This window comes from Amycolatopsis sp. NPDC051372, assembly GCF_040682095.1.
In the GTDB taxonomy this organism is placed as follows: Bacteria; Actinomycetota; Actinomycetes; order Mycobacteriales; family Pseudonocardiaceae; genus Amycolatopsis.
This window is the reverse complement of sequence record NZ_JBFBAF010000096.1, coordinates 1-1656: the sequence shown is the minus strand read 5'-3', so window position 1 is coordinate 1656 and position 1656 is coordinate 1. Positions and strand designations below refer to the sequence as shown.

The following is a 1656-nucleotide window of genomic DNA, read 5'->3' as shown; positions in this document are numbered from 1 at the left end:
CATTCAAGCTGGGTGTGCGGCGTTGAGCCTGTCTCGTCGGCCGGCGGGAGGGATCGGGGTCGTCCGGCACCCGCCTGTGAACGTTGTTTGACCGAGTGGAGCGCTGCGCGACTCCTTGCCTGTTGACCATGCTGGCGGGCGGGGCCACTGCCGGAGTTCGAGATGCCCTGTTAGGAACCCGGTGACCATGTCCTGATCGAGGCGGATGTGGATCCCTGTTAGCGAATGTCTGGTGCGGCTCGGACTCCCACGGCGGTGCGGCGGCCGGATCCGAATTCACGCGAGCAAGGGAGCCGGCATTGATCGTTCGGATGGGCATCGACCTCGCGGTCCGCGCGCAGCACCAAGCCAGCATGGCCGACGAGCAGGGACGCGTGCTCTGGTCCGGGCACCGCTTCCGCACCCGCAGCGAGGAACTGGATCGGTTGTGGGCACGGCTGCCCGACGGCGTCACGGCTGCGGAGGTGACGGTCGTGATGGAGCCGACCCGCAACGCGTGGGTTCCGTTGGCCGCGTGGTTTCGCCGACGGGGCGCGACGGTGGTGCTGGTGTCCGCAGAGCGGTCGGCGGATCTGCGCGCCTACTACGCCAAACACACCAAGAGCGACCGGATGGACTCGGTCCTGCTGGCCCGGCTGCCGTTGCTGCACCCCGAAGGACTCCATCCCGAGCGGGGCACGGGGCCGGGCGATCCGCTGCGGCGCGCGACGAAACTGCACTCCACGCTGGTCCAGCGCCGCACCGCCGGCCTCGCCCGGCTCGATGCGCTGCTGGAGATCCTGGGACCGGACTGGCATGCCGCCCTCAGCGGCGATCTGGCGAACAAGACTCCGCTGCGGTTCCTCGCCGCCGGCTACGCCGACCCACACGCCGTCCGTCGCCTCGGCCGTGCGCGGTTGGCCCGATTCTTCTACCGGCACTCCCGCGGCGCCTGGGGCGACCCGGAAGCCGACAGGGTCCTGGCCGCAGCCGCCGCGACCACCGAATTGTGGGGCGAGGAACTGGCCTTTGCCGAGCTGGCCGACGACATCGCCGTCGAAGCCCGCCTCGCGCTGGCGATCACCGATGAAATCAAAGATGTCGACGAACGTATCGCCGTCCTGGTCGCCGAACGTGACCCCGAAGGGATCATCACCTCCGCGCCCGGCGTCGGACCCGTGACCGGGGCAGTCATTCTCGGACGGCTCGGCAACGTCAACCGGTTCTCGTCCTTGGCAGCAGTCCGCGGTTTCAGCGGCCTTATTCCGTCGCTGAACGCGTCCGGCGTCTCCGGCAGCCACGGCGGCCCGACCAAACGCGGCGACGCCCTGCTCCGCGAAGCATTGTTCATGGCCGCCAGCCAGGCGCGCCGCCACGACCCCACCTTGGCCGCGAAGTATCACCGGCTGATGGTCGAAGCCGGCAAGCACCACAACTCTGCGCTCTGCCACATCGCAACCACCCTGCTGACCCGCATCGCATCATGCTGGAAAAACCACACGCACTACCAGCTGCGCGACGTCGACGGCACACCCGTCACCGCGATCCAAGCCCGCGACATCATCGCCCAGCGATACACCGTTCCGGAAGACATTCGCCGATCACACAGGACAACCGGAGTGGGGACGGGCCAGCGAAACAAGAAGTCGCCAAGCGCTCCATCGACCGGCCCGTCCA

General features: G+C 68.4%; 1 protein-coding gene. It reads left to right on the top strand.

Going from position 1 to position 1656, the window contains the following annotated elements:
- Window positions 1-311: 311 nt before the first annotated feature.
- Window positions 312-1656, top strand: a 1345-nt coding sequence (locus AB0M56_RS50480; protein ID WP_364190799.1) for an IS110 family transposase, incomplete at its 3' end; no start/stop codon positions are given.